The organism is Rhodoferax saidenbachensis (assembly GCF_031457975.1).
Classification (GTDB): Bacteria; Pseudomonadota; Gammaproteobacteria; order Burkholderiales; family Burkholderiaceae_C; genus Allorhodoferax; species Allorhodoferax saidenbachensis_A.
In genome coordinates this window covers 105,306-127,135 of sequence record NZ_JAVDXO010000001.1, presented here as the reverse complement: position 1 = coordinate 127,135, position 21,830 = coordinate 105,306, and the positions used below count along the sequence as shown (strand labels likewise).

The following is a 21,830-nucleotide window of genomic DNA, read 5'->3' as shown; positions in this document are numbered from 1 at the left end:
ATGCAAAACTTGACCCCTCCCCTATCCCTGCTCAAAGACCCCAGCCTGCTCAAAACCGATGCGCTTATCAATGGCCAATGGGTCGATGGTGTATCCCGGTTTGCCGTGACTGACCCGTCCAACGGCCAGCATCTGGCCGATGTAGCCAACCTGGGCGCCAAGGACGCAGAAGCCGCCATTGCCGCCGCCAACGCAGCCCTGCCCGCCTGGAAAGGCAAGACCGCCAAGGAGCGCAGCATCATCCTGCGCAAGTGGTTCGATTTGTTGATGGCCAACCAGGACGACCTGGCCCGCATCATGACGGCCGAACAGGGCAAGCCCTTTGCCGAGGCCAAGGGCGAGATTGCCTATGGCGCCAGCTTTGTGGAGTGGTTTGCCGAAGAGGCCAAACGTGTCAACGGCGAAACCCTGCCCCAGTTCGACAACAACCGCCGCCTGATGGTGATCAAGCAGCCCGTTGGCGTGTGCGCCGCCATCACGCCCTGGAACTTCCCGCTGGCCATGATCACGCGCAAGGTGGCGCCCGCATTGGCGGCTGGCTGCACGGTGCTCATCAAACCCGCAGAACTCACGCCCTTGACCGCGCTAGCTGCCGCAGAGCTGGCGATTCGCGCCGGCATTCCGGCCGGTGTGCTCAACATGGTGACCGCCGACAGCGAGCAATCGATTGCCGTGGGCAAGGTCATTTGCGCCAGCGACGTGGTGCGCCACCTGAGCTTTACCGGCTCCACCGAAGTGGGCCGCATTCTCATGGCGCAAAGTGCGCCCACGGTTAAAAAGCTGTCGCTGGAGCTGGGCGGCAATGCGCCCTTCATCGTGTTTGATGATGCCGATATTGACAGCGCGGTCGAAGGCGCCCTGGCCAGCAAGTACCGCAATGCGGGCCAGACCTGCGTCTGTGCCAACCGTTTCTATGTGCAGGCCGGTGTGTACGAGCAGTTTGTCGCCAAGTTCAGCGCCAAGGTCAAGGCCATGAAGGTGGGCAACGGCTTTGAGGATGGCGTGCTGCAAGGCCCGCTGATTGAAGACGCAGCCGTGGAAAAGGTGAAGCGCCACGTGGCCGACGCCGTGGCCAAGGGCGGCAAGGTGGAAACCGGCGGCCACGCGCTGCAAGGCCAGTTCTTCGAGCCCACCGTGGTGTCTGGTGCCACTGCCGACATGCTGTGCGCACGCGAAGAAACCTTCGGCCCCTTTGCCCCGGTGTTCAAGTTTGCCACCGAGCAAGAAGCGATTGATGCCGCCAACGCCACCGAATTCGGCCTGGCCAGCTACTTCTATAGCCGCGACATCGGCCGCATCTACCGCGTGGGCGAAGCGCTGGAGTACGGCATGGTGGGCGTGAACGTGGGCATTCTGGCCACCGAGCACGTGCCATTTGGCGGCGTCAAGCAATCCGGCCTGGGCCGCGAAGGTTCGCACTTCGGCATGGACGACTATGTGGAGGTGAAGTACCTTTGCCTGGGCGACATCCTGAAATAATCCGCAGCGGAAAACACAAAAGCACCGGCTTGGCCGGTGCTTTTTTTTATGGGGCTGCAGTTTATTTGAGCTCTACCTCAACAAAGCGAAACTCGTCTGGCCCAGCATTGACGACGTTGTGCGCCACACCCGCTGAACGTGCGTACGACTCTCCCGCACGCAGCTGCGTCTCCAGGCTCCCGATCCGCAAAACACCGTCACCCAATGGAATGACGACATAGTCGTGCGCATGCACGTGGTGCCCGGTTTCAGCACCGGGGGCAAAGCGCCATTCCGTGACCACCACCCGTTCGTTTTCAACATGGAGAATGGAGGTCGCTTTCATACCGCACCCCCATGGCAGAGATGAAACGTCTTCGAGGTGATGCGCCAGGCTCCATCGATGCGTAGCAAGCAAAGGTGGTCGATGAACACGCGCTCGTGAATACGCACGCGCACCTTGACCATCGCCTGGTGATGGGAGACGAGGTCGACCAACAAAATCTCGTCATCGCGCAGCGCGTTGACCATGCTAGGCGCCGTGCGTGACGACAAGATCTCTTTGTAGACAGGTGCCGACCACACAGTCAGCGCACCGTCCAGAATGCCGTGCAGATGTGCGGTGGGATGAAACACCTGGTCAAAGTGGCTGACATCACAGGTGTACATGAGGTCAAAATATCGCTTGATGGTCGATAGAACACCGTCAGTGACGGTGCTGACCTCTTCACCGGCATTGGCTTGGTCAACGTGGGTTCTCATGGCTTGCGACTCCAAAAGGGAATGAATAAATGCGTACACCCCCAATGTGCGCTTCGCTCACGAGAACGACCATATACAGAGAAGCCCCATCGCAGGGAACACTGTGCTGTGAATCTGACCGGTACACATGGCGCCTGATGGCTTCAGACTTGTGGCCATAGGTAGGCCACCAAATGTCAAAAACTAATCAAGGCTCTTGCCACATGTCCGACGATTCGCGGGTTCTCCTTCATCCGCCGAGTGCTATAGCCGTACCAATCCTTTCCGTAGGGCACATAAATGCGCACTTTGAAGCCCATTTCCAACAGCCTGTCACGCAAGGATTCGCAGACACCTAGCAGCATCTGAAACTCGAATTGCTTTGGGTCAATGCGGCTACTGCGTGCCAGTGCGATTACCTCCTCAACAAATGCGGCATCGTGCGTAGCTACACCCACGAACGTTCCCGTGTCAAAGCAACGCGTGATGTGAGCCAAGAAATGCGGATTGATGGCACCTCTGTCGCGCCAGGCCTCGTCCACAAGGTGTGATCGGTCCTCTAGATAAATGCCTTTGCATAGGCGCAGGCTGTTTCCGTGGCACAGCAGTGGCCCGATGTCTTGGTAGGTGCGCCGCAAGTAGGCTTGCAGAGCCAAACTGACATTGCTGTAACGCGCTTTGATCTGCGAGAACAGGTCGATTTCCATCTGGGTGCAACGGACATCTTCCATGTCGATACAAACGGCAGTTTTATGCTGCGCAGCAGATTCCACGATGTGCGCCAGCCTCTGTCCACATTCCTGCCGGTCCAGCAGCAAACCCAGGGCGGTTGGCTTCACAGAGATGGTGGCGTCCAACCCATGATCGTGAATTGCTTCTAACACCTGCTTGTATTCGTGGACGGTGTTTTCGGCTTGCTGCGTGGTGGAGGCAGTCTCGCCAAGCACATCGACGGTGACGCTAAAGCCTTGTGCATTGAGCTGACGGATGCGCATCACCGCCTGGGCGAGATCGTCACCGGCGATGTAGCGCCGTGAGATTTTTTGGACGAGCGAGCGCGGGATCCAGGGAATTGCGTGCGCCACCAGGGTATTTAATAACTGCATGTTGGTATCCAAGACAAATAACGGAATGCCTCGACCCATCCGATCGATGGATCGGAGGAATGTGAAAGAGGCAAAGGTGCCTGCGGGAGCGCAGTCCAGCAGGCGTAAGGCAGCACGCTGGGCCACGCGCACTTCAGCGAAATGCGGTAACGACAGCCATGTGCGTTCAACTATTTGTCAATGGAGGCCAGGCGGCGCGATGCATTCTTTTTCTCTGGTAGTTGCTGATCTTATGAACTAGCTCGGCCATGGCGAGACTCTCATTGCATCAGTGTAAAGACAACGCTCAATGTATCTCAACTCGTGAGTCGGACGGAGCATCGGACACGCCAAACCGCCTTAATGCAAATTGGATTTCATACTTTAAATCGGAATGGCAGGCTCTTATTGGCTCGGATTTAGTGGCGCTTTAGGCCGGAATGCGTAGCAATTGCTCCCTTTTTTTCGCTCATTCCCTTGCCCAATCAAAAACAGCCTTGACAATATTTGCCTAAGCAAATAATATTCAGCCTATGCAAAACCCTGATCCCACTCCCAGCTTCTACTGCGCCGCAGGCTACAAGCCCGAGGGCAGCGTGGGCTACCTGATGCGGCAAATCATCGCTCACGTCGGGCAAGAGGTGGAGCGCCAACTGGCGCATACCGAACTGACCAACGCCCAATGGATTCCTATCTACAAGCTCTACACCAAGCGTGCCTCCACGGTGGCCGAACTAGCGCGGGAATGCCAACTAGACGCAGGCGCCACCACCCGCATGCTGGACCGGCTGGAAGCCAAAGGCCTGTGCCAGCGCAAGCGTTCGGAAGAAGACCGCCGCGTGGTGCAAATTGCCCTCACGGAAGCCGGCGAGGCCGCCGCGGCCGAAATCCCCCGCGTGCTCAGCGGCGTGCAGAACGCCAACCTGGCTGGCTTCAGCACCGAAGAATTTGAAACCCTCAAAAGCCTGTTGCAGCGCGTGCTGGCCAATTCCCAAGCCATTGCTGCCAAGGCCGCTACCCCCAAAACCACCACACCAGGAGGCCCCGATGCGGCTTGACTCCCCTACTTCCGCCCGTTGGGCACGCCACACGCTGACCGTCGTGGCTCTGGCATCCCTCACCGCCTGCGCCAATTTCTCTGGCATTTTTTCGCAGGCCAAGCCCATTGCACCCCAGGCCGTAGGCCTGTCGCAAGAAGCCATTCCCGCTGCCAGCCCGGCGCTGGATGCCCAATGGTGGAAAACCTTTGGTGACAGCCAGCTCAACACCTTGGTCGACCAAGCCCTGGCCAACAACCCCTCGCTGCGCGTGGCGCAAGCCCGGCTACAGCGCGTGCAGGCCGTCATTGACAGCGCCGACTCGGCCACCCTGCCCCAAGTGAATGCCAGCCTGGACGCGACGCAGCAAAAGTACACCAAGAACGGTATGGTCCCCGCGCCCCTGGCTGGCTCCATCCGCGACAGTGGCACCCTGCAGGCCAGCGCCTCGTGGGAGTTGGACCTGTTTGGCAAAAACCGCGCGGCGCTGGACGCCGCCATTGGCCAAAGCCGTGCCGCCCAGGCCGATGCCCAAGCCGCCCGCATGGTGTTGGCCAGCAATGTGGCGCGCAACTATTTCCAGTGGGTGCGCATTCAGGGCCAGTTGGACGTAGCCCAACGCACCCTGGCCCAGCGCCAACAAGCCCAACAGCTGGTGCAAGACCGCGTGAAAGCCGGGCTGGACACCGCGCTGGAGCAGCAACAAAGCGACAGTGCCCTGCCCGACGCGCGCTACCAGATCGAAGCACTTAAGGAGCAGGAAGCCCTGCTGGTGAACGCCCTCACCGCCCTGACTTCACAGCCAAATGGTGCTCTAGCCCTCGTCAAACCTGCGCCAGCAGCTATCAATACGGTAGCAAATTCCCAGGTGGAAGTGACGTCCATTCCCCTGGACCTGCTGGGCCGACGCGCCGATGTGTCTGCCGCCCGCTGGCGTGTGGAGGCCGCGACCCACGACGTGAGCAACGCCAAGGCCCAGTTCTACCCGAACATCAACCTGACCGCGTTTGCCGGCTTCTCCAGCATCGGTCTGGACCGGCTGCTGGACACCGGCAGTGACCAATGGGGTGTGGGTCCGGCCATCCGACTGCCCATCTTTGAAGGCGGCCGCCTGCGCGCCAACCTCAAGGGCAAGACCGCCGATCTGGACGCCGCCATCGAGACCTACAACGGCCTGGTGATCGACGCCGTGCGTGACGTGGCCGACCAACTGACCAGCACCCAGGCCCTGCGCCGCCAGCAAACCGAGCAGCGCGCCGCGCAAAGCTCGGCCGAATCGGCCTATGCCATTGCCGTGCAGCGCTATGAAGCCGGCCTGGGCAACTACCTCAATGTGCTCAACGCCGAAACCGCGGTACTTACCCAGCGCAAGCTGGGCGTAGACCTGGCCGCCCGCGCACTGGACACACAGGTGCAGCTGATCCGCGCACTGGGCGGTGGTTACACCGAACCCGACACCTCGGCCGCCGCCACGGTGGCCGCCGCCAAGTAATTGAACTGACCCCCCTTCCCTCACCAGGCAGACCCATCATGAACGCACCTACTACCGCCACCCCAACCCCCGCCATCGCCGCTGACGCTCCCAACACCAAGCGCAAGAAAGCCCTCACCGTCCTGTCCATCGTGGTCCTGCTGGGCCTGGCCTATGGCGGCTTTGAGTACTACGGCTCGCGCCACTCCGAGGAAACCGACAACGCCTACGTGCAAGGCAACGTCGTGCAGATCACGCCGCAAATTGGCGGCACGGTCACCGCCATCCTGGCCGATGACACCGACTACGTAAAGGCCGGCCAGCCCCTGGTGCAGCTGGACCCCGCCGACGCCAAAGTGGCGCTGGACCAGGCCGAGGCCAACCTGGCCCAGGCAGTGCGCCAGGTGCGTACGCTGTACGCCAACAACGGAAGCCTTTCGGCCCAAGTGACCCTGCGCGAATCGGACATTGCCAAGGCACAAACCGAAATCGCCCGCGCCACCGATGACCTGAACCGCCGCCAAGCCTTGTCAGGCAACGGCGCCGTGTCCAAGGAAGAACTGAACCACGCCAAGTCACAGCTCGCGGCCGCACAAAACGCGATGGCCGCTGCCCAGGCCGGTGTGGCCGCCGCCCGTGAACAGCTCAGCAGCAACCAGACCCTGACCGAAGGCACCAATGTGGAAGGCCACCCCAGCGTGATGGCCGCCGCCGCCAAAGTGCGCGAGGCCTACCTGGCCCTGCACCGCGCGGCCCTGCCTGCCCCCGTGGATGGCTACGTGGCAAAGCGCACCGTGCAACTGGGCCAGCGCGTGGCTGCCGGTGCACCGCTGATGTCCATCATCCCGCTGAACCAACTGTGGGTAGATGCCAACTTCAAGGAAGTGCAACTGCGCAACATCCGCATCGGCCAGCCCGTCACCCTGACGGCCGACCTCTATGGCAAGAAGATGGAATACAAGGGCACCGTGGCTGGCCTGGGTGCTGGTACTGGCGCTGCCTTCTCGCTGCTGCCCGCGCAAAACGCCACGGGTAACTGGATCAAGGTGGTGCAGCGTGTGCCCGTGCGCGTAGCGCTGGACGCCGAGCAGTTGGCCAAGAACCCACTGCGCGTGGGCCTGTCCATGGAAGCCACGGTGGACGTGACCGACCAAAGCGGCAAGTCCTTGGCCGATGCCCCTCGCACCGCCAGCAGTGTGCAGACCGAGGTGTACTCCGCCCTGGACGGCCAGGCTGGCAACGAGGTCAAGCGCGTGATTGCGGCCAACCTGGGCCATAGCGCCCCGCGTGCGGCCAGCCATGCCGTAGCCCACGCCGCTGCACCCGCCACCCTCGTTCAGGCCAACTAAGCAGGGGCTTGCATGAGCTCCCCCGCTGCTTACACCCCGCCGGCGCCGCTGCAAGGCTCCGCCCGGCTGTGGGGCACCATTGCCCTGTCCGCTGCCACGTTCATGAACGTGCTGGATTCGTCCATTGCCAACGTCTCGCTGCCCGCCATCGCGGGTGACCTGGGCGTCAGCCCCAACCAGGGCACCTGGGTTATCACCAGCTTCGGTGTGGCGAACGCGATTGCGTTGCCGCTCACCGGCTGGCTATCGCAGCGCTTTGGTCAGGTGCGCCTGTTTGTCACCAGCGTGCTGCTGTTCGTGCTCTCCTCCTGGATGTGCGGACTGGCTCCCAACATGAACATGCTGATTGCGGCCCGTGCGCTGCAAGGCTTTGTGGCCGGGCCCATGATGCCGCTGGCCCAAACGCTGCTGCTGTCCAGTTATCCGCCGGCCATGGCCGGCATGGCCATGGCGCTCTGGGCCATGACCACCCTGGTCGCCCCGGTCATGGGGCCGCTGCTGGGCGGCTGGATTACGGACAACGCGCACTGGGGCTGGATCTTCTTCATCAACATTCCTGTGGGGGTGCTGGCCGGTTTCATCACCTGGACCATCTTCCACAAGCGCGAAACCCCGACCCGCAAACTCCCTATCGACACGGTGGGACTGGGCTTGCTGGTGGTGGCCGTCACCGCCATCCAGATGATGCTGGACCGCGGCAAGGAACTGGACTGGTTCCATTCCACCGAAATCGTCACGCTGACGGTGGTGTCCGTGATTGCCTTTGCCTACTTCATCGTCTGGGAGTTCACCGACGACCACCCCGTGGTGGACCTGAAGCTTTTCAAGGTGCGCAATTTCTGGACCGGCACGGTGTCCATGTCCGTGGCCTACAGTCTGTTCATGGGTAACCTGGTCTTGTTGCCGCTGTGGTTACAGCAGTTCATGGGCTACACCTCCACCCAGGCTGGCATGCTGATGGCGCCCGTGGGCATCTTCGCCATCATCCTGTCGCCACTGGTCGGGAAAAACATCGCCAAGTTCGATCCGCGCAAGCTCACCACGTTTGCCTTTATTGTGTTTGCCGTGGTGCTATTCATGCGGTCCCACTTCAATACCTCGGCAGACTTTGGCACGCTGATGATTCCAACGGTGATCCAGGGCGTGGCACTGGCGTTTTTCTTTATCCCGCTGACCACGATCACCCTGGGTGGCGTGCCGGCCGACAAAATTGCGTCCGCCTCCGGGCTGTCGAGCTTTGCGCGGGTCTTGGGCGGGTCGTTCGGCACCTCCATTGCTATCACCATCTGGCAAGACCGCACGACCATGCACCATGCCCAGTTGACGGAAATGATCAATCGCGGCAGCAACGCCTCGACCAGTGCCTTGGCGGGACTGAATGCCTCCGGCATGAGCACCGACCAGGCGCTGAGCCAGATCAACCGCATGATTGACCAGCAGGCCGCCACGCTGGCGGCTAACGATGTGTTCTATGCCTCGGCTGTGATCTTCATGGTGCTGATTCCACTGGTTTGGCTGGCGCGCCCCAAGCGCATGGGTGCTGCGGCCGCCAAAGAGGCGGCAGCCGGCGCCCACTGACTGGGCAGCCACTTTGCAGGCATAAAAAAACGGGGCTTGAAGCCCCGTTTTTTTGTCAGTGCGTTGCGTTTAACGCCCCAGCTCGGGTCCCTGCGGCACGGTGGTGGCGCGGCTGTTGCGTGCACCGTTGTTGACCGACCAGGGAATCACCGGCGACTGCTCCAGCGGCTTGGCCTTGGTGAACAGCGCCTGCCAGAAGAAACCGCCCTGGAAGGCGATCACTTCAAACAGGATGTAGCTTTGCGAGCTGCTGGACAACCACAGGTTGTACGTGGGGTAGAACACGATAGGCGACACCAACAGTGGAAGAACAATGCGCCCCACCTGCACCGACTCCAGGCCCTTGCCCATGTTGAACAGGTCCCAGTAGTAGTTGGAAAACATGCCCATCACCATCCAGCAGGCCAGGTGCCACACAAACACGATGCCATGGTTGCGCACCAGCAGGGTGATCCAGGGCTGCGAGCCCTCATCGGCATTCACGATCAGGATCATGAAGGCCCCCGTGGTGAGGAACACCACGGCGTAAATGAACATCAGAAATTTAAGCGCTCTGGACATGTTTTCCCCGGGTTTGAATTGGCGATCGCATCTTACCCGGTGTCAGCCCCCTCTCAGAGCAGGGGAACCCCAGTTTTCGCTTGCAGTTCCTCGCGGCTCACGCCCGGGGCCAGCTCCACCACCTTCAGGCCTTCGGGGGTCACGTCCATCACCGCCAGGTCGGTGATGATGCGGTCCACCACGCCCACACCGGTCAGCGGCAGCGTGCATTGGGGCAAGATCTTCAGGTCTTCGGTCCCGTCTTTCTTCTTGGCCACGTGCTCCATGAGCACGATCACGCGCTTCACGCCGGCCACCAGGTCCATGGCACCGCCCATGCCCTTGACCATCTTGCCGGGAATCATCCAGTTGGCCAAGTCGCCCTTGGCGCTGACCTGCATGGCGCCCAGAATGCTCAGGTTGATCTTGCCGCCACGGATCATGGCAAAGCTCTCGTGGCTTCCAAAAATGCTGCTGCCCTTGATGGTGGTGACAGTCTGCTTGCCCGCGTTGATCAGGTCGGCGTCCACTTCGTCTTCTGTGGGGAATGGGCCAATGCCCAGCATGCCGTTCTCGGACTGCAGCCACACTTCCTTGTCTGCAGGCACATGGTTGGCCACCAGCGTGGGGATACCGATGCCCAGGTTCACATAAAAGCCGTCTTCCAGCTCGTGGGCCGCGCGGGCCGCCATTTGGTCTTGGTTCCAGGCCATGGTCAGACTCCTTCTTTCGGGGTGATGGTGCGTTTCTCGATGCGCTTTTCGGGTGTGGCGTTCAGCACAATGCGGTGCACATAAATGCCGGGCAGGTGTACTTGGTCAGGTGCTATGGCGCCGGTTTCCACAATCTCTTCCACCTCCACCACGCAGACCTTGCCAGCCATGGCCGCTGCGGGATTGAAATTGCGTGCGGTGTAGCGGAACTGCAGGTTGCCCGACTTGTCCGCGCGATGTGCCTTCACCAGCGCCACATCGGGCACCAGGGCACGTTCCATGACGTAGGTCTCACCATCAAACTCGCGCAGCTCCTTGCCTTCGGCGACGATGGTGCCCACCCCTGTCTTGGTGAAGAAAGCCGGAATCCCCGCGCCGCCCGCCCGCAGTTTCTCGGCCAGCGTGCCCTGGGGCGTGAACTCCAACTCCAGCTCGCCAGCGAGGTACTGGCGCTCAAACTCCTTGTTCTCGCCCACGTAAGAAGAAATCATCTTCTTGATCTGGCGAGTTTCGAGCAGCTTGCCCAGGCCAAAGCCGTCCACGCCCGCGTTGTTGGAGATGGCGGTCAAGTTCTTGGCGCCGCTGTCCTTGAGCGCATCGATCAGCGCTTCGGGAATACCGCACAGGCCGAAGCCACCCACGGCCAGCAATTGACCGTCCTTGACGATGCCTTCAAGTGCCTTGGCGGCACTGGGATAGATTTTGTTCACTGCGCGTATCTCCTAGGTGGATGAAAACAACATGGCCGCTACGATACTACTTATGCAGATACGTAGTTCCCCGTAAAGCCTAACCCTCGCCCCGATACCCCCATCTCTCACGCCCATCCCTCCATGGACATTGATTACCGCCTTGCATTCAACATTGCCCCCGTGGGCATGGCCTTGTCACGCAATCGCAGCATGGTGGATTGCAACCAGCAGCTGTGCGACATGTTTGGCGCCACACGCGAGCAGCTCATCGACCAATCGTTCCAGATTTTGTACCCTAGCGCTGACGAATTCGAGCGTACCGGCGCCCGCATTGCCCCCATCATGAACCGCGACGGCGCCTACGCAGATGACCGCATCATGAAGCGGGTGGACGGCCGCTTCAAGGGCGAGGCCTTTTGGTGCCACGTGACCGGCCGTGCACTGAACCAAAGTGCGCCCCACGCGGCGGGTATCTGGTGCTTTGAAGACCTGAGCGCGCGCCGCCCCGTGAAGGCCGAACTCACCCCGCGCGAGCGCGAGGTGGCCGCCTACCTGATGCAGGGTTTGACCTCCAAGCAGATCGGCAAAACGCTGACTATCAGCCACCGCACGGTGGAGATATACCGCGCTCGGCTCATGCGCAAATACAAGGCATCCACCACTGCAGACCTGGTACACAAGCTCATGGCTGGCTAAGACAGTCCCTCAACCCTGCTCAAACCCTTCCAGCACATTCACTGCATTGCTGCCCAGCGCCGCTGCGGCGTAGCCACCTTCGAGCACGAACACGCTGGGAATCTTCAGCCTTGCCAAGCGTTGGCCCAGGCGCAGGAAGTCTTCAGGCTGCAGCGCAAAGGTCGAAATCGGGTCTTCGGCATAGGTATCCAGCCCTAGTGAGACGACCAGCGCCTGCGCCCCAAAGCGGGTGATGCGCTCGCAGGCCAGGTCCAGTGCGTCAAACCAGGCCGCCGCCGGGGTACCGGCCGCCAGCGGCAGGTTCAGGTTAAAACCCTGCCCCGGCCCCTCACCGGTTTCATCTGCATGGCCGAGGTAGAAGGGGTACTCCGTTTGCGGGTCGCCATGGAGGCTGACCACCAGCACATCGCTGCGGCGGTAAAAAATGCTTTGCGTGCCATTGCCATGGTGGTAGTCCACGTCCAATACCGCCACACGCTCACAGCCCTGCTGGAGAAAGGCCTGTGCCGCCACCGCCGCGTTATTCAGAAAACAGTAGCCGCCCATAAAGTCCGGCCCCGCATGGTGGCCCGGCGGGCGGGTTGCACAGAACGCGCTGCGCACCTGCCCCTGAGCCAGCAAGTCCACCGCGCTGGTGGCCGCATCGGCTCCCTCCTTGGCCGCCGCCCAGGTACCGGCGTCCAGTGGCGTGCCGTTGTCCATGGAGTACAGGCCCAGCTTGGCCGTGAAATTGGCGGGCTCCACATCGCTACGTAGACTGCGCACCGGCCACACCGAAGGAAAGGGCTGCAAAGTGGCCTGGCCGCCCGAGAGCCCCTGCCACTCAGCCCAGGCCGAGGCCAGAAAGGCCAGATAACGCGGGGCATGCACCTGCGCCAGCAGCGGTGTGCTGTCCACCTCCGGCGCACGGATGGCATGGCCGCGTGCCAGCAATTCCGCGTGAACAAACTGCGCCCGCGCTGGCGACTCGAAACAGGGCACGCGCTGGCCCCGGTAGAACTCCCAGACGGGGGCGTGCAACGCGTGTTGGGTGGAAAAAAAGGTAATCACGTGCGCACTGCGTCTCAGGCCACGCGGCGCATGGCGGTACGTGCGGCGCCAGGGCGTGTGTGGCGAAACAGGTCCTTGGGGTCATCCGACCCCGGTACCAGTTCTACATCGCAGCCTATGTCCCATTGCAGCGCCAGCTGGTGCACCAGGCGCAGGGTCGAGTAGTCCTCCAGCGCAAAGCCCACCGAGTCGAAGATGGTGATCTGCGCCGCGTCCTGCCGCCCCACTGCGGTCCCCGCCAGCACGCGCCAGAGGTCCACCACCGGGAAATCGGCAGGCAACTGCTGGATGTCGCCTTCGACACGTGTCTGCGGTTCGTACTCCACAAACACCCTCCCGGCGCGCAACACATCGGCATGCAGCTCAGTTTTCCCGGGGCAATCACCTCCAACGCCGTTGATGTGCATGCCCGGCTCCAGCATCTCGGGCGTGATGATGGTCGCATAGGCCTTGTCGGCGGTCACGGTGGTCACGATATCGGCCCCAGCCACGGCCTGTGCCGTAGAGGTGCAGGGAATGATTTTCAGACCGGTGTGCTCCGCCAGATTGCGCTGCAGCTTGGCCGAAGCGCGCGGGTCCAGGTCGTAAATGGCAATCTCCCGGATGCCCAGCCCGTAGTGAAAGGCCAGAGCCTGAAACTCACTCTGCGCGCCGTTGCCGATGAGTGCCATGCGCCGGGCATCAGGCCGAGCCAGCGCGCGTGCCGCCATCAGCGAGGTGGCACAGGTGCGCAGCGCAGTCGCCAGCGTGAGTTCGGACAGCAGCACCGGGTAACCCGTCTCCACCTCGGCCAGGACGCCGAATGCCATCACGGTATAGAGGCCCCGCGCGGTGTTACCGGGATGGCCGTTGACATACTTGAAAGCATAGCGCTCGGCATCCGACACCGGCATGAGCTCAATCACACCGATCTCCGAATGACTGGCGATGCGGGCAGACTTTTCAAACTCGGGCCAGCGCACAAAGTCGGCCTGAATGCTGTCCGCGAGCTGAGCGATGAAATCTTTCAACCCCACCGTTTGGATCAGCTTGGACATGGCGGGAACATCGATGAAACGGGTCATGGGAATCCTTTTTGGTTCTGCCTACACAAGGCGGTGCAGGCGACTGAAAAGGATTGTGTAGACGGACCGCGCCAAACAAAATACCGCATATTGGCAATAAATGCGCTGGCTAAAACCATAATGCAACATCAATATTGACAATATGGAAGATCACCCCATGGACGACACGGACCGCGAACTGATTGGCCTGCTGCGGGACAACGCCCGCATGTCAGTGGTGGCGCTGGCGGCCAAATTGCGCATTGCGCGCGCCACCGTGCAGAACCGCCTGGCCAAGCTGGAGAAAGACGGCATCATCCTGGGCTACACCCTGCGCCTCAAGCCAACAGCGCAAGCCCCACGCATCCGTGCCTTGATGAGTATCGCGGTGGAAGGCAACCAGGGTCCGGACGTGCTGGGCCGACTGCGCGGCCACCCCAACGTCTACTCTCTGCACAGCACCAACGGGCGCTGGGACATCGTTGCCGAACTTCATACCGACACCTTGGAAGCTTTCGACACGGTGTTGCGCAACATTCGGCTGGTCAGCGGCATCTCTGCCACGGAAACCAGCATCCTGCTGTCAACCTACAAGGCCTGAGTACCGGGGCACTGTCGCGCGGGTTACGCAGACCTGCAATGCTCATGCAGCTGCCTCCTAAGATGCGTCACTTTCTGCAAAGGGGAACATGGTGAACATGCGTTTTGACAACAAGGTGGTGCTGGTCACGGGCGGCGGCGGCGGTATTGGGCGCGCCAGCGCCCTGGCCTTTGCCCGCGCCGGGGCCAAGGTGGCGGTGACCGACCGCGACGCTCAGGCGGGGCAGGAGACAGCAGCCCAGGTGCAGGCCTTGGGGCAAGAAGCCATTTTCATCCAGGCCGACGTGATACAGGCCACCCAGGTGCAAGCCATGGTGGCCCAGGTGGTCGCGCATTTCGGGCGGCTGGACTGTGCGTTCAACAACGCCGGCATCGAGGAAGAACACATGCGCCTGGCAGACTGCGAAGAGGCCACCTTTGACCGCATCATGGGCGTCAACGTCAAGGGTGTGTGGCTGTGCATGAAGTACCAGATTGCCCAGATGCTCACCCAGGGCGGTGGCGCCATCGTCAACACCGCCTCGGTGGCGGGCCTGATCGGCGCCCCCAAGATGTCCGCTTACAGCGCCAGCAAGCACGCGGTCATCGGCCTCACCAAATCAGCTGCGGTGGAATATGGCCGCAAGGGTATCCGCGTGAATGCCGTGTGTCCCGGTGTCATCCGCACCGTGATGTTTGAGCGTGCGATGCAGGCCGACCCCAAACAAGCGGGAACCGTAGCTGGCGCCCATCCCATGGGCCGTATCGGCGAAGCGGATGAGGTCGCAGCAGCAGTGCTCTGGCTCAGCTCGGATGCAGCCAGCTTTGTGACCGGCCACGCACACACGGTGGACGGTGGCCTGACGGCGGTGTAAAACAACGGGGCCTCCTTTTCCCACTCCACGCCACGTCTTACCCAAGCCTCGAATCTGCAGATCGCCACGCTATGGGCCGATGCCCTGCAGGCGGAGGGCATCGTGGCCAGTGTTCAAGACAGTACCTGGGAAGCGCTGCGGGGGAGCGGCCCCTCGCAGCCCTTGATGATGATCACGTCTGCCGTAGCCGCGCCCATGCGAAAACTCTTGGTGTTCTACCCAGAAAAAAGTGGGCTGGGTGTGCTCTATGTTCGCAATCGCACATACCTACGGATACAAAAATCCCATCATTGTTACGCGGAACATCAAGGAGCACAGAACTTCAAGAACGTTGCCAGGGCGCCGCTAACCGCTTGGTAAAACGTCACTAGAAAAGTGGATATCACCATGCTCAGCCCTACCGAAATTCTCGATGCCAGGATCTTGATCATTGATCATCAATTGGCCAACGTTCAATTGCTTGAACTCTTGTTATCCGACGCGGGCTACACCCAAGTCACATCTGCGGTCAACTCTGAAGAGGCCCACGCGCTGCGCCGAAAAACGGATTACGACCTGATCCTGGTAGACCAGCAAATGCCCAACCTGAGCGGCTTGGCGGCAACCGCCCACATGCCGGTGATTGTGCTCACTGCCCTGCCCGGCCACCGATTTCGGGCGTTGCAAGCGGGGACCCGCGACATTGTCACCATGCCGTTCGACTTGGTGGAGATCAAACGGCGTGTCCATACCATGCTGGAAATCCATCTGCTGCACAAGAAGCTCGACGCATTTGACCAGTTGCTGGAAGCCGCCGTGGTGCAGCGCACCGCCGCATTGCGCGAAAGCGAGGCCCACTACAAAGCACTGGCCGAACTGGCGACCGACTGGTTCTGGGAGCAGGATGAGCACGGAAGCCTGACCAAGGTATCAGGGCCCGTAGACGACATTCTGGGCACGCCGACAACTGACGGAGCAGACGTAGAGCGCCGCACACTGCACGCCAAAATCGCCGCGCGCGAACCATTCCTGAACTACCCCTACAGCTGCCTGGCTCCAGACGGCAAGCGCAAGCAGTACCTGGTAAGTGGCGAACCCATCTTCGGCCAGTACTGCCGCTTTGTAGGTTACCGCGGAGTCGGGCAAGAAACCGCGCTGCACGCCTGAGGCGCCTTCCTCTCAACTCAAATCAGGTTGCGCATGGCCCGTGCGGTCTCCTGCAGCACGGGCAACACGCGCTTAGCCGTGTCCTCGGTGGATTCGTTGCCCATGGGCATGGTCACGCTGAGCGCCCCCACCAGCACACTGTGCCGGTCTATTAGGGGAACCGCCACACCGCGGTGGTTTAGCTCCAACTGCTGCTCTGAAATGGCCCAGCCCTGCAGGCGAATGCGCGCCAGCTCCACCCGCAGCCGGTCCTTGCTGGCAATGGTGTGTGAGGTGTAGGCTTGGAGCGGGTGCGTGGTCAGCCAGCGCTCCAACCATTCGGCTTCGCGCATAGACAAGATCAGCATGCCCGCCGCGGTCACCTGCGCGGGCACGCGTGAGCCCAGCACATAGCCGGTATTCATGCTGCGGTTGGTGCCGTTGCGCGCGATGTAGACGATGTCGTCACCGTCCATCACGCTCACGTAGGCGATCTCCTGGGTGCCCGCCGTCACCCGCTGCAAAAACGGCTGCACGATGCGCGGTAGCCGCGCCGACTCCAGGTACGACTGACCCAGGCGCAGCACGCGCGGTGTCAACCAGAACAACTTGCCGTCGGTGGCCACATAGCCCAGGTGCTGCAGCGTCAGCAGGTAGCGGCGTGCCGCGGTGCGTGTCATGCCACAGCGCTCGCCCGCCTGGCTGGCGGTCATGCGCGGGTGGGCGTCGTCAAAGGCTTCAATGATGGACAGGCCCTTTTCCAGCCCAGCGATCCAGTCTTTCTTGTCCAAGCCGGGCGCTTGGGGTTCGCTCAGAGCGGGGGGCGTGGCGTCATCAATCTGCATGGGGGTGATTTTTGGGTACCGGAAGGTGGTTCAGCACTAGGTAAAACCCGAGTTTCGATCGATCATCGATCACAAATGATCGATTAACGGACATTTAGTAAAAATATCCCTTCTTTATTTAGTCATGGATAGATAAAGTCCGCTCCGAATTCGACAAATTGATCGACAAGCGAACATTTCATGCATTCTGCCCTCGCCCACCCATCCATCTCCGGAACCACCGACGTCTACCTGATCGTCGGTGACCCGGTGGCGCAGGTGCAGGCGCCCGCGTTGTTCAACGCCGTGTTCGCACGCACCGGTATCAACGCCGTGCTCGTCCCCACCCATGTGGCGCCCCAGCACCTCACCGCGTTGGTCAAAGGCGCCTTTGGCGCAGCCAACATCAAGGGCCTGTGGGCGGCTATTCCGCACAAGACCGCGCTGGTGCATCTGCTGGACGCGTGCAGCCCCATGGGGCGTGCTGCCGGCGCCGTGAACGCCGTGCGCCGCAACAGCGATGGCCGCCTGGAAGGTGCCTTGTTTGACGGTGAAGGCCTGGTGGGCGCCCTGAACCACTTTGGCATGTCCTACCAGCAGCAGCGGGTGCTGATTCTGGGCGCGGGAGGTGGCGCGTCGGCCATTGCCGCCTCGCTGGCATGCACCACACCGGGCGCTGCGGCCCATGTGGCCCTGTACGACCCGCTGCCGGGCAAGGCCGACGCCGTGGCCCGCCATATTGGCCGCCACAGCCAGGCCGAGGTAGTGGCAACCCCCACCAACGACCCCGTCGGCTACGACCTGGTGATCAACGCCAGCCCGTTGGGGCTGCAGGCGGGCGACGCACAACCCTGCGATGTACAGCGCCTGGAACCCCATGCCTCGGTGATGGACATCGTGATGAAGAACCAGCCCACGCCCTGGGTACGCGCTGCGCGCGGCCGGGGCCTGAACGCCCAGCCGGGCTTTGAGATGCTGGTACAGCAGGCGCCACTGTATTTGGATTTTTTTGGCTACACCGAAGCCGCAGACCTGGTGCGCCGGGACACCCAGTTTTTACGCGCGCAAATTGACCCCACCCTTTTTTAACCGAGGAGACCACGACATGCAAAAACGAAACACTCTCAAATTGATAGCTGCCTGCGCAATGCTGATGGGGGCTAGCGCCTCTTTTAGTCAGGAAGTCATCAAGATCGCCAACATTGTGGAGCTGTCCGGCGGTGGTGCCACTGCGGGCACCAACTTCAAGAATGGCGTGGAGCTGGCGGTGAAGGAAATCAACGCTGCCGGCGGCATTCTGGGCAAGAAGATCCAGACCACGACCTCCGACACCCAGTCCAACCCTGGTGTGGCCAAGGGCCTGACGCAAAAGGCTGTGGACGATGACGTGTTCGCCATCTTCGGTCCCGTGTTCTCAGGCTCCATCATGGTGTCCATGGCTGAGAGCCGCAAAGCCGAAATCCCGAACTTCACGGGTGGCGAGGCAGCCAGTATCACCATGCAGGGCAACCCGTACGTCTTCCGCACCAGCTTCACCCAAGCGACCGCCATGCCCAAGGTAGCACGCTACATCAGCGACCAGGCCAAGCTCAAGACCCTGGCCATCGTGTTCGTGAACAACGACTTCGGCAAGGGTGGCCTGGACATGATCAAAAAGGCATTGGACAAGTCCAGCACCAAGGTGGTGGCTGAGATCTCCACCGACTCTGGCCAGGTAGACTTTTCCGCTGCGGTGCTTAAAGCCAAACAAAGCGGTGCCGATGGCGTGTTTGTCTACTCCAATGAAGAAGAGTCGGCCCGCCTGCTGCGCGAGCTGCGTAAGCAAGGTTGGAACAAACCCATCATTGGTGAAACCACCCTGACCGGCCAAAAAGTCATTGACCTGGCCGGTGAGGCGGCCAACGGTGCCGTGGCCCACGTGGGTCTGACCGTGGACGCACCACTGCCCGCCATTCGCGCGTTCCGCGCCAAGTTCGAGCGCGACTACAAATACGTCTCGGACCACAACGGCATGAAGGGCTACTCCGGCATCTATGCCCTCAAGGCTGCTATCGAAAAAGTAGGCAAGCTCGACCGCAAGGCCGTGGCCAATGCCCTGCACAGCCTGGTGGTCACCACGGACAAAGAGCCCGGCATCCTGATGAACGTGGCCTTCGACCAGAACGGCGACCTGGACCGCGAAAGTTTCCTGGTGGAAGTGAAGGACGGCCAGCAAGTGGTGGTGGCTACCCTGCCCCCGCTTAACCCCCTCGTGACTGCCAACAAGCCCATTGCCGCGGGCAAGTCCGCACCGGCCAAGAAGTAAGGCCGCCGCACGCTACACCACGGGAACACCCATGACCGACTTTCTCCAACTGCTCTTCAGTGGCATGGCCACAGGAGCCATTTATGCCCTGGCCGCACTGGGCTTTACCCTGCTGTGGCAGGCCAGCGGCACCATCAACTTCGCCCAGGGCGAGTTTGTGATGCTGCCAGCCTTCATGATGTTGGGCTTTTTGAGTATGGGCGCGCCCCTGGCGGTGAGCTTTGTGCTGACCGTGGTGCTGGCAGTGTTTTTGCTGGGCTGGGTGTTCAAGCGCGGTCTGGTGGACCCGCTGTTCAAGTACGGCATGATGCCCATCGTCGTGGCCACCATCGGCCTGTCTATTGCCATGCGCAACGGCCTGCGCGCAGGTTACAGCGCCGAGGCCCACCCCTTCCCCAGCCTGTTTGCCGACAAACTGTTCAACATCGCTAGCGTGACCATCACGTTGGCCGATGTGGGCACCTTCGCACTGGCGCTAGTGCTGGTGTTTGCCACCCAGGCCTTCATGACCAAGACCGTCACCGGCCGCGCCATGCAGGCCGTCGCGCAAAACACCGAGAGCGCCAGCGTGCTGGGCATCAACGTGCCACGCATGATCTTCTACGCCTTTGCCATCAATGCCGTGCTGGCCGTGGCAGCCGCCCTGCTGGTCACACCCACCTACCTCGCCAAGTTCGACATGGGCGAGAGCCTGGGCAACAAGGCTTTCTTCGCCGCCATCATCGGCGGCTTCAACAACTCGCGCGGCGCGCTGCTGGGTGGTTTGATTGTGGGTGTGGCCGAGAACCTGGCCGCCGCCTACATCTCTCCGGCCTACAAGGACGCCGTGGCGCTGGTGATTTTCATGGTCGTGATTCTGTTCAAGCCGCAAGGGTTGTTGGGCAAAAAAGAAGAACGCAAGGTCTGACATGAAAAAATTTACTCTCTTTTTGATAGCTACCTGCGCAGTACTGCTGCTGGCTGCGCCTCCTTTTCTTAAAAACTACGGCCTCTACCTGCTGTCCTATTGGCTGGTCTTCGTGATTGCCACCATGGGCCTGAACCTCACCGTGGGGTATGCCGGGCAGAAGTCGCTGGGCCACGCCGCGTTCTTTGGCATTGGCGCCTACACCGTGGCCATCATGATGAAAGCCGGCATCAGCTTCTGGGTGGGCTTGCCTACCGCCGCGCTGATCTGCTTCTTTGTGGGGATTGCCCTGGGCTTTCCGGCGCTGCGCGTGCAGACCATTTACCTGGCCTTCGCCACCCTGGGCTTCAATACCGCGGTGTGGCTGGTCATGCGCAACGAAGAGTGGCTGACCGGTGGCACCTTCGGCATCAACGGCATTGCCCGCCCCAGCCTGGCCGGCTTTTCGCTGGAAGGCAACCTGGCGTACTACTACTTTGTGCTGGGCACTGCCGTGCTGCTGGCCGCCCTGCAGTGGGGCCTGCTGCGCAGCCCTTGGGGCAAAGCCTTTACCGCACTGCGCGACAACCCCATCCGCGCAGAAAGCCTGGGGATCAATACGCGCAGCTACACGTTGCTGAGTTTTGCCCTCGGCGCTGTGTATGCCGGTGTGGCGGGTGCGCTGTTTGCCTCGCTGGTGCAGTTCATCGAGCCCGCGCCCTTCACGGTGGGCGCGTCCATCATGATGTACCTCATGGTGGTGGTGGGCGGCCCAGGCTACTTCCTGGGCCCGCTGCTGGGCTCGGCCGTGGGTGTCATCCTGCCCGAGTGGCTGCGCTTTGCACAGGCCTGGTATCTGTTTGTCTTTGGCGCCGCCGTGGTGCTCCTGATGATCTGGTTGCCCGATGGCCTGCTGAGCATTCCCGACCGTATCAAAGCCAAGCGCCAAGCGCGCGAAGCCAGTGCAGCCCGTGCCGCGGCTGCCAACACCCTGGGAGCCAAATAAATGAGCCACCCCACAGAGCAACAGCCTGTTCTTAAAGTCAGCAATATCAAAAAGGCCTATGGCGCCATCCAGGCCGTGGGCGGTGTGTCCTTCGAAGTCATGCCCGGAGAAATCTTTGGTGTGATCGGCCCCAACGGATCAGGCAAGACCACGCTGTTCAACAGCATGCTGGGCCAGATCACGCCCGATGCGGGGCAGATCGAACTCAACGGCAAGGACGTGACGCACGCCGGCCCGCTGGAACTCAACCGCCTGGGCGTAGGCCGCACCTTCCAGACCCTGCAGGTGTTTGGCAAGATGACGGTGCGCGACAACCTCATCGTGGCGGCGCAAGAACACCAAGGCTCCATGCTGAGCCGCATGTTCGCCCCCTCCGATTCCGGCCTGGGCGCCAAGGCCGACGCGCTGATCGACCAGTTCCGCATCCGCCATGTGGCTGACAAAAAAGCTGGCGAGCTGTCTTACGGACAGCAAAAGCTGGTGGACATTGCCATGGCCTTCATGAGCGAACCCGACCTGGTACTGCTGGACGAACCCTGCGCCGGCGTGAACCCCAGCCTGGTAGGCGGTATCAGCACGCTGCTGAAGGAACTCAACCGCAACCCCAAGTTCGGCAAGCAGAGTTCCTTTGTCGTCATTGAGCACAACATGGACTTTGTAATGGACCTGTGCCACCGCATCATGGTGATGGTTGAAGGCCAGGTGCTGGCCATTGGCACACCGGAAGAAATCCGCGGCAACAAACAGGTGCTGGACGCCTACCTGGGGAGCTAAGCC

23 protein-coding genes are annotated in these 21,830 nt (G+C 61.3%); 14 read left to right on the top strand and 9 right to left on the bottom strand.

Going from position 1 to position 21,830, the window contains the following annotated elements; translation table 11 throughout:
- Positions 1–1,479 carry an NAD-dependent succinate-semialdehyde dehydrogenase gene (locus J2X15_RS00605; protein WP_310338376.1) on the top strand — a complete coding sequence of 493 codons (1,479 nt, stop codon included), beginning with the start codon at positions 1–3 and terminating at the stop codon, positions 1,477–1,479.
- 61 nt (positions 1,480–1,540) lie between these two features.
- Here J2X15_RS00605 and J2X15_RS00600 read toward each other — a convergent pair whose 3' ends face one another.
- The 3 genes from J2X15_RS00600 to J2X15_RS00590 all read right to left on the bottom strand — a co-directional run bounded on the left by J2X15_RS00600 (position 1,541) and on the right by J2X15_RS00590 (position 3,431).
- A complete protein-coding gene (locus J2X15_RS00600) occupies positions 1,541–1,804 on the bottom strand; it encodes a cupin domain-containing protein (protein WP_310338373.1) in 264 nt (87 codons plus the stop codon).
- Complete coding sequence (locus J2X15_RS00595) at positions 1,801–2,220, bottom strand: nuclear transport factor 2 family protein (protein WP_310338371.1); 420 nt, start codon at positions 2,218–2,220, stop codon at positions 1,801–1,803. Before J2X15_RS00595 ends, J2X15_RS00600 begins: the two co-directional genes overlap by 4 nt.
- A gap of 176 nt (positions 2,221–2,396) precedes the next feature.
- On the bottom strand, positions 2,397–3,431 hold the full coding sequence (locus tag J2X15_RS00590) for a proline dehydrogenase family protein (RefSeq protein ID WP_310338368.1): 1,035 nt from the start codon (positions 3,429–3,431) through the stop codon (positions 2,397–2,399).
- A gap of 386 nt (positions 3,432–3,817) precedes the next feature.
- On the opposite strand from J2X15_RS00590, the gene J2X15_RS00585 reads away from it, so the two are divergent.
- The 4 genes from J2X15_RS00585 to J2X15_RS00570 are packed head-to-tail and all read left to right on the top strand — an operon-like array spanning position 3,818 to position 8,719.
- Entirely contained in the window at positions 3,818–4,342 is a 525-nt protein-coding gene (locus tag J2X15_RS00585) for a MarR family winged helix-turn-helix transcriptional regulator (RefSeq protein WP_310338366.1), read from the top strand.
- Positions 4,332–5,813, top strand: coding sequence for an efflux transporter outer membrane subunit (locus tag J2X15_RS00580; RefSeq protein WP_310338364.1), 1,482 nt, complete (start codon positions 4,332–4,334; stop codon positions 5,811–5,813). Before J2X15_RS00585 ends, J2X15_RS00580 begins: the two co-directional genes overlap by 11 nt.
- A gap of 38 nt (positions 5,814–5,851) precedes the next feature.
- Positions 5,852–7,141: an HlyD family efflux transporter periplasmic adaptor subunit gene (locus J2X15_RS00575; protein ID WP_310338362.1), complete on the top strand. Its 1,290-nt coding sequence runs from the start codon at positions 5,852–5,854 to the stop codon at positions 7,139–7,141.
- Positions 7,142–7,153: 12 nt separating this feature from the next.
- A complete protein-coding gene (locus tag J2X15_RS00570) occupies positions 7,154–8,719 on the top strand; it encodes a DHA2 family efflux MFS transporter permease subunit (protein ID WP_310338360.1) in 1,566 nt (521 codons plus the stop codon).
- Positions 8,720–8,788: 69 nt separating this feature from the next.
- Here J2X15_RS00570 and J2X15_RS00565 read toward each other — a convergent pair whose 3' ends face one another.
- The 3 genes from J2X15_RS00565 to J2X15_RS00555 all read right to left on the bottom strand — a co-directional run bounded on the left by J2X15_RS00565 (position 8,789) and on the right by J2X15_RS00555 (position 10,682).
- The gene (locus J2X15_RS00565; RefSeq protein ID WP_310338358.1) at positions 8,789–9,256 is read right to left on the bottom strand and encodes a hypothetical protein; all 468 of its coding nucleotides are present in this window, start codon (positions 9,254–9,256) and stop codon (positions 8,789–8,791) included.
- 77 nt (positions 9,257–9,333) lie between these two features.
- Positions 9,334–9,972 (bottom strand): CoA transferase subunit B, encoded by a 639-nt coding sequence (locus tag J2X15_RS00560; protein ID WP_310338355.1) that lies wholly within the window; start codon positions 9,970–9,972, stop codon positions 9,334–9,336.
- A gap of 2 nt (positions 9,973–9,974) precedes the next feature.
- Positions 9,975–10,682 (bottom strand): CoA transferase subunit A, encoded by a 708-nt coding sequence (locus tag J2X15_RS00555; protein ID WP_310338352.1) that lies wholly within the window; start codon positions 10,680–10,682, stop codon positions 9,975–9,977.
- Between the two features lie 123 nt (positions 10,683–10,805).
- Here J2X15_RS00555 and J2X15_RS00550 point away from each other — a divergent pair, with 123 nt between their 5' ends.
- Complete coding sequence (locus J2X15_RS00550) at positions 10,806–11,360, top strand: PAS and helix-turn-helix domain-containing protein (RefSeq protein ID WP_310338350.1); 555 nt, start codon at positions 10,806–10,808, stop codon at positions 11,358–11,360.
- A gap of 9 nt (positions 11,361–11,369) precedes the next feature.
- Here the strand turns inward: J2X15_RS00550 and J2X15_RS00545 are convergent, their stop codons facing one another.
- Both J2X15_RS00545 and J2X15_RS00540 read right to left on the bottom strand, forming a co-directional pair.
- A complete protein-coding gene (locus J2X15_RS00545) occupies positions 11,370–12,410 on the bottom strand; it encodes a histone deacetylase family protein (RefSeq protein ID WP_310338347.1) in 1,041 nt (346 codons plus the stop codon).
- A 14-nt stretch (positions 12,411–12,424) separates the two neighbouring features.
- The gene (locus J2X15_RS00540) at positions 12,425–13,474 is read right to left on the bottom strand and encodes an ornithine cyclodeaminase (protein ID WP_310338345.1); all 1,050 of its coding nucleotides are present in this window, start codon (positions 13,472–13,474) and stop codon (positions 12,425–12,427) included.
- 157 nt (positions 13,475–13,631) lie between these two features.
- Between J2X15_RS00540 and J2X15_RS00535 the strand changes: the two genes are divergently transcribed.
- The 3 genes from J2X15_RS00535 (at position 13,632) to J2X15_RS00525 (ending at position 16,053) form a co-directional block, all read left to right on the top strand.
- Positions 13,632–14,054, top strand: coding sequence for an Lrp/AsnC family transcriptional regulator (locus J2X15_RS00535; RefSeq protein ID WP_310338344.1), 423 nt, complete (start codon positions 13,632–13,634; stop codon positions 14,052–14,054).
- 97 nt (positions 14,055–14,151) lie between these two features.
- A complete protein-coding gene (locus J2X15_RS00530; protein WP_310338343.1) occupies positions 14,152–14,907 on the top strand; it encodes an SDR family oxidoreductase in 756 nt (251 codons plus the stop codon).
- A 387-nt stretch (positions 14,908–15,294) separates the two neighbouring features.
- Complete coding sequence (locus tag J2X15_RS00525) at positions 15,295–16,053, top strand: response regulator (RefSeq protein ID WP_310338342.1); 759 nt, start codon at positions 15,295–15,297, stop codon at positions 16,051–16,053.
- Between the two features lie 17 nt (positions 16,054–16,070).
- Here the strand turns inward: J2X15_RS00525 and J2X15_RS00520 are convergent, their stop codons facing one another.
- Complete coding sequence (locus J2X15_RS00520) at positions 16,071–16,877, bottom strand: IclR family transcriptional regulator domain-containing protein (RefSeq protein ID WP_310338339.1); 807 nt, start codon at positions 16,875–16,877, stop codon at positions 16,071–16,073.
- A 180-nt stretch (positions 16,878–17,057) separates the two neighbouring features.
- Here J2X15_RS00520 and J2X15_RS00515 point away from each other — a divergent pair, with 180 nt between their 5' ends.
- The 5 genes from J2X15_RS00515 to J2X15_RS00495 are packed head-to-tail and all read left to right on the top strand — an operon-like array spanning position 17,058 to position 21,827.
- The gene (locus J2X15_RS00515) at positions 17,058–17,945 is read left to right on the top strand and encodes a shikimate dehydrogenase family protein (RefSeq protein ID WP_310338337.1); all 888 of its coding nucleotides are present in this window, start codon (positions 17,058–17,060) and stop codon (positions 17,943–17,945) included.
- 16 nt (positions 17,946–17,961) lie between these two features.
- A complete protein-coding gene (locus J2X15_RS00510; protein WP_310338334.1) occupies positions 17,962–19,161 on the top strand; it encodes an ABC transporter substrate-binding protein in 1,200 nt (399 codons plus the stop codon).
- Between the two features lie 31 nt (positions 19,162–19,192).
- Positions 19,193–20,068, top strand: a complete 876-nt coding sequence (locus J2X15_RS00505; RefSeq protein ID WP_310338331.1) for a branched-chain amino acid ABC transporter permease — start codon at positions 19,193–19,195, stop codon at positions 20,066–20,068.
- A 1-nt stretch (position 20,069) separates the two neighbouring features.
- Positions 20,070–21,053, top strand: a complete 984-nt coding sequence (locus J2X15_RS00500; RefSeq protein WP_310338330.1) for a branched-chain amino acid ABC transporter permease — start codon at positions 20,070–20,072, stop codon at positions 21,051–21,053.
- A complete protein-coding gene (locus J2X15_RS00495) occupies positions 21,054–21,827 on the top strand; it encodes an ABC transporter ATP-binding protein (RefSeq protein ID WP_310338328.1) in 774 nt (257 codons plus the stop codon). It abuts the gene before it with no gap.
- Positions 21,828–21,830 lie beyond the last annotated feature (3 nt).